General features: G+C 63.4%; 6 protein-coding genes. 1 reads left to right on the top strand and 5 read right to left on the bottom strand.

From position 1 onward, the window contains the following. Both AC1DDH_RS20290 and AC1DDH_RS20295 read right to left on the bottom strand, forming a co-directional pair. On the bottom strand, window positions 1-688 hold a 688-nt coding region (locus AC1DDH_RS20290; RefSeq protein WP_476956182.1), incomplete at its 3' end, for a relaxase/mobilization nuclease domain-containing protein. Then, window positions 685-1074 (bottom strand): plasmid mobilization protein, encoded by a 390-nt coding sequence (locus AC1DDH_RS20295; protein WP_476956183.1) that lies wholly within the window; start codon window positions 1072-1074, stop codon window positions 685-687. The genes AC1DDH_RS20290 and AC1DDH_RS20295, both read right to left, overlap by 4 nt. Before the next feature lie 1300 nt (window positions 1075-2374). Between AC1DDH_RS20295 and AC1DDH_RS20300 the strand changes: the two genes are divergently transcribed. Then, entirely contained in the window at window positions 2375-2968 is a 594-nt protein-coding gene (locus AC1DDH_RS20300) for a helix-turn-helix transcriptional regulator (RefSeq protein ID WP_476956184.1), read from the top strand. Window positions 2969-2971: 3 nt separating this feature from the next. On the opposite strand, the gene AC1DDH_RS20305 is transcribed toward AC1DDH_RS20300, so the two are convergent. The 3 genes from AC1DDH_RS20305 to AC1DDH_RS20315 form a co-directional block, all read right to left on the bottom strand. Then, complete coding sequence (locus AC1DDH_RS20305) at window positions 2972-3889, bottom strand: tyrosine-type recombinase/integrase (protein ID WP_476956185.1); 918 nt, start codon at window positions 3887-3889, stop codon at window positions 2972-2974. 571 nt (window positions 3890-4460) lie between these two features. Further along, window positions 4461-5075 carry a hypothetical protein gene (locus AC1DDH_RS20310; protein ID WP_476956186.1) on the bottom strand — a complete coding sequence of 205 codons (615 nt, stop codon included), beginning with the start codon at window positions 5073-5075 and terminating at the stop codon, window positions 4461-4463. 142 nt (window positions 5076-5217) lie between these two features. Continuing rightward, window positions 5218-5652: a hypothetical protein gene (locus tag AC1DDH_RS20315; protein ID WP_476956187.1), complete on the bottom strand. Its 435-nt coding sequence runs from the start codon at window positions 5650-5652 to the stop codon at window positions 5218-5220. Between the last annotated feature and the right edge of the window lie 271 nt (window positions 5653-5923).

Here is a 5923-nt window from a genome sequence, read left to right on the forward strand (position 1 = left end):
GCTTCGCTGCGGGGAATTGCCCTGGCTTCGGTCCCTTGCCTGGTTGCTGTGGGGTCGGGAAAGAGCTGTCCATGAGCCTTCTGGCTTCAAGCGCTTGAGCCAGGGCTGCCGCTCGCCGTTCCGTAAGTTGGGCCGCGGTCTGCTGCTGGTTCTCGACGATGGCCTTCTGGCTGCTCCGTGCACGCCCTGGTGTTTTTTGCCGTGGTGCTTGGATGAGATCGAAGTGCTTTTCCAGCGCGGTGGCGGCGCTCTGGGCAGCCCGGAAGTCCTGGCGGGCGTGCCAGACCTGGGCGTTGTCGCTGACCCGGCTAACCACGATGTGTACATGGTCTTCCCCGTGGCGCACCATCACCCAGGGATGTTCCTCGTAGCCCATGCGCTCGGCCATGATCGTGGCCGCGTCCTGCCATTGCTGGTCGCTGAGCCGGCGGTCCCCTGGCGCGGTCCGCAGCGAGACCTGCCAGATCGGTTTGCTGATGTCAGGCCGGGTGCCGGCGGCCTCGCGCAGATCCGCAGCCCAGCTCGCCCCGTCAGTGTGGCCCTCCCGGCCAAGATTCCCGCCGATCACGATTCCACCGGAATGCCGTACGTTCCCGGCCGTGTATTCGTGCTCGTTGGCTTTCCCTGGTCCGTGCAGGTACGCCGCGATATCGCCGGCTCTTTCACCTCGGGTGATCTTGGCAATCATCGGCCCCTCAGCTCATCCCGGACCGACCCGAGCAGCTCTCGCGCCGCGTCCAGGCTCCGGGTAATCTCCTGGAGCTCCGGTGCCGCCGCACCACCGAGCGCGGCAATGTTCAACGCTTTGGCGATCTGGTTAAGGTTCGATCCCGTCCGGGCCAGCTCGGCACGCATCTCCCGCGCCTGACTGACCGGGGCCGCGACGGGCCGGTTCTCCAGCCGCGCGGTGACGGTCTCGCGCACCCACCGGCCCATCTGCCCACGCCCCTCGGCAGCAGCCGCGGCAACCCACGCAGCGTGCTCGTCCGGGGTCAGACGCACGGCCACGGTCTTGGTCCGATCCCCGCGCGGACCCGCCGGCGCGTCGGGTTCCGGCTCTGCTGGTTGCGACACTGCCGGCTCCGCTGCGGGGGCCGGCGATGCGGCCGGCTGCGACCAGCGACGGAACCAACTAGACGAGTCAGACATGACGAGACCTTCCGACGGGGAACCCGCGGAAGCAGCCATCCGCGCAGCGGGTGGCCAGCCCCGCAGGGCAAGGGATTGCCGAAACGAGAAGGTCGCCCAGCGACCGTAGCGTTACGGCAATCATACCTTGCATCGTTTCCGGGTGGTCCGACAGCGGAGGAACAGAACCCACACGGGAACAGGGGCACGCGCAGTGTTTCAGGGCGAGCTCTGCGAGACCTGGAACCAAGCGGGCGTGGGCCGCAGGTCCACCATCGTGGCCCGACCAGGGCCACGCAACGCACCTGTTCCGGAAGCTGACCGGGGGCACCGCCCGACTAGTAGGCTCGCGCTATGTCTGAGTAAGCGGGCGGCAGCCGGCTACTCGGCACGTTCTCTCGTGGCCCCTTCACCTAGGGGTCACCTGGCTCCACTCGCCTGCGCAGATTTGCAGAGGGATTAGTAGAGGAGAGGCAGCCTCTGGCTGCCTGCCCGTTCGCTGGCTGGAGCTTAGGAACGGTTCTTCAGAACCGGACACCGCAGAGGGAGGAAGGGGAGGGAGGAGGGCAGGGGCTTGCCTTGAACTAAATCAGGGCAAGCGTTGACACCGCGTCGGTCGGACGGTCGGTTGTCGGTTGGCTACGTAAGTAGCTCGCAAGGTGAGGGTATTACTTCTACACAGTGGCGGCATATGCCTTGCGATCTGGCAGTCCCCGTAGGGCTCTGCTGTAGGCGCTGGCACTCCTTCGATTCCGGGGATTGCTCAACCCGGTGAAACACCCTGCCGCAAGGCTCGACTGTAGAGGCGGCTCTAACCCGCGTACCGGCCCAGGGGCCCTAGAGTTTGGGGTTCGTTGCCGTTGCAGGCAACACGCGGCTCAGCTCTTTTACCGCGTTTTCTACTCAACCGTTGGCGCAGTTGATAGTCTTTCCTTATTCGATAGAACGATTTCAAGGTATCCCTGCTGGTTGGCGCTGGCGGGGATTCCGCTTTTAACGGCGTGGCGCGGATAGCGGCCCATGAAAGGCCGGCACTCCCCCGTACCGTGGGAAACATGGCGAGGAACAATCAAACCGGAACGTCAATGGGCGGAACCATGATCCGTGTCCCCCAGCGATGGCCGGACAAAAACGCGGAAGAATGCCCAGTGTGCAAAGCGGGGCGACGCTCTCCCTGCCGAGACAAGCGGACCAACAAGCTCATGTACAAAACGCATACGGGCAACTCGATTAAGCGGTCAAAGAAGTGACCCCCAGCCGCCCCGCCTGGACGCTCACGGAAGCCGTCCAGCGCACAGGAGCCAGCCGCTCCACACTTCGGCGCTACCTCGACGCCGGCAAGTTTCCCAACGCCTATAAGGACACCTCTAAGGCATGGCGGTTTCCTCTGGAGGATCTGTTGGCGGCAGGTCTGAGCGTTTCTGCGCCACCTCCTGAGCGTGCCAGCGCGTCCAGTGGACGTGCTCTGAGCACGTCCACTGAGCACAGTCAGAGCACGGCCACTGAGCAAGCCAACACAGCCAGTGCTGAACAGGTGAGCAAGCTTGAGCAAGCTCTTCGGGAGGAACGCATCAGGGCGGACAATGCGGAGCGTTTGGCCGCGTCATATCTGGATAACGTGCAAGACCTACGCCGTGCTCTCCGCATGATTGAGGCTGGCACCGGAAAACCTGAGCAATCCCCTGAACACGCACTGAGCACGTCCACTGAACAACCCGTGGCTGCTCCTGGCTTGCTCACCGATTTAGCGGTGAACAAGCCTGACCAAGCCACCATGGACACGACAAAGGGCCGGCCGAATTCTGCCCCTCTGTGGCGCCGTCTGCTAGCGCGTCGTTAGCCGTCAGGCCAGCGCCCGTGCCACGTCGTATCCTGCTGCTTTTGCCAGCGTGTGCCGCGCCCTGTCGTAGCGGCGTGTGGTGCGCGGGTCAGCGTGTCCCATACTGTCCTGGAGGTCATGCAGGGTGGTCCCTGCATCCAGAGCGATAGTGGCGAACGTGTGCCGGAGCGAGTGAGGGCTGATCTGCCCCTCAACACCAGCAACACGCGCCAGCCGTTTCACGGTGCGGAACGCCTCGGAAGGATTCCAGCGCCTGCCCGTGGCCGTCGTGAAGATCGGCAGGCCGGCACCTGCGGTGCCGGCCGCGAGCTCACGTCCCGTAGCCCCCAGGTACGTGTTGAGGGCTTCCACAGCGGGGGCCGGCACGGCCACCTTGGCGTCCTTCCCACCTTTCCGCCGGATGCACAGGGTCCGGTGGCCGGTGTCGTGGCCGTAATCCGTCGTGCCGGCGTTCAGCGCCTCACTGAGCCGGACCCCGGTGAACAGCAGCAGGCTCACCAGGGCGTGGGAGCGCGGGCCGTCAGCCCGCGCGGCCGCCAGCAACGCCTTTGCCTGGTCTTTGCTCAGCCCCTGCGTGTTGGAATGGTCAAAATCCACTTTGGGGCGCTTGATCAGCTCGACGGGGTTGGATGAGATCAGCTCAGCGGAGAGCGCGTAGCGGTAGAAGCTCGAGAGGGCCGCCAGAATCGCTGCCACGGTGGCCGGCGCCCCGGTCAGGCTGTGACGGTAGCCGTCGATGACGGGGCGTTTCACGTCCAGCAGGTCCAGTGCCCTGGCATCGAGCCAGGAACAGTAGCCGGCCATGCTCCGGGTGTAGGCACGGAGGGTGTGCGGGGAGCTCTGCGCCAGCTGCCACGCGGCGATGATGCGCCCGTGCCGGTGCTGGTTCCCGGCCGTTGTGCTGATCGGTCCCTGGGTCATGTGCACACGATAACGGACATTATCGTGTGGGCATGGTCGCTCTAGACAGTGATGCAGTCGCCGCCTATTCGCGCCGCTGTGGAGGCCCAGACTTCGACTTCATCACGACGGGAAGGATGGCAAAGCCTGCCATTATTGGGCCTGCGACAAAACCAAAAAGAAGCGCCTGTGGCCATCCGCCTATCAGGAACCCCACGAAGCCCCAGATGATGACCGCGAGGATTCCAATCACAACGATCCTCAAGGTTCTATGCCCTCTAAATAGAGTCAATGCTTGTTCTCCTCCCACTGCTTGTCACCGAAGTCCGAGACACACACCATCAAGCCATCACAGCGACCTGAAACCAAGCACCAACTGACGGTGGAGCGCCACGCTCAGGGTTCCGCCGCAGCACACTGGAGCCGCAAGGTCCTCGGGGTCAATAGGCCGCGCAGCAGGCATGACGACCGACTGTCGACTGACATTATCGTGTGGGCTTTGCCCTCTACTCTGCCGGGACGGCCTCAAAATCATCGTCGTCGTTAGCGATCTGCTCCCACAGGGCATAGTGCCTTCCACCTCGCAGTTAGCCTACGGTTTGGCCCGCAACTGCCTGGTCCTTGACCTCAGCATTATCCAGATCGCCGCAGCCAAGACCAGGAAAAGCAGCGCCACCGGCAGGAGAAAAAAACCAGTGCCGCTGTCGCCAGCCGCCAACGTGACGCCGGAGAGGCCACCGAGAACGATTCCCACGAGAGCACCAGCAAGGGCGATCCTTTTCCATACGCCGGCGTCACGATCGCTGAGGTCCGATGCCTTTAGCTGAGCAGCCCTTTCCTGTTCATACAGCTGGGCAACCAACAAACCTATGATGGCCGGCAACAACCCCGCAGCCGGGTTGGCCTCCTGACGCTCCGTGCTGATGGAGGTGCTGACGACAATCGCGATGATGGTCGCCAAGACGACCCCGATGAGCGTGAAATATCTCGACCGTCGACGCGTCCGCACAAGTCTCCCGGCCCTGGTCTTGCCCACCAGAATCACTCCACCCCAAGCAATCAGCAAAGCCGCCATGAGGCTCTGGAGGATTCCGAACCATGCATCAGGGGCGTTTCTCCAAATCGTAAGGAGGGAAACCACGCCGAGAGCTATGACCACCAGACCGTCCGCGACCCGGAGCTTCCCCTCAGTCTCTCGAGATGCCATGCGCTAAGTGCAACCGGCAGCGGCCCAGTTGTCAATAAGTCAACTGGCAGACAAAATCCAGCGGCCGCGTGGCGCGCAGCGTCCGATGCCGGGGGCGAGTCGGTCTGGTGGGTACCGTTCGGGCCGTCCCGGTGGGCTCCATTCAGGTTGACACAGTCACCCATGCGCTGAAGGACTCAGGGCCTCTGTATTCACACGCTGAGCACACCTCCGCCTGGAGCCACCCCCGCTCGCCGCCTCGCTCCGCAATGTCGCCATCCGTTACGAGACGATAAGAGCTGCATCTCGGGCACCGACGCGGTGGCTTCCTCTTGACCTTGATGATGGCTGTTGAATACATCTGGAGGACATGCGCGGTCGCATCGAGAAGCATCTCGGCATCCCACTCCGTCGCGTTGTAATCGTGCTGGAGACTCACAGCGACGTCGTAGTCGGTCCCAATTAGCCGATAGCTGCTGACCTTCTGCACCAGCGTGACTTTGGTGTCCGGGTCGTTTGGGTCGTCAGCATTTCGGGACTCAGCTTCGACGTAGCTTCGGATGTATTTCTCTTCGTGTGCGGGGAGAGGTGCGGCCATACGGCCACTATATGAGGGCCTCTGTCCATAACATTCCGGGGGCAAGGAACGCGGAGCGTTGCGCGGCAGCTCGTGGCGTTACCGTTCGAATCCGCGGTCTGGCCGGCGTTCGCTGACAGGGCGCTTCGCTGCGGGGAATTGCCCTGGCTTCGGTCCCTTGCCTGGTTGCTGTGGGGTCGGGAAAGAGCTGTCCATGAGCCTTCTGGCTTCAAGCGCTTGAGCCAGGGCTGCCGCTCGCCGTTCCGTAAGTTGGGCCGCGGTCTGCTGCTGG

It is taken from the genome of Arthrobacter sp. 10T425, from assembly GCF_056393985.1.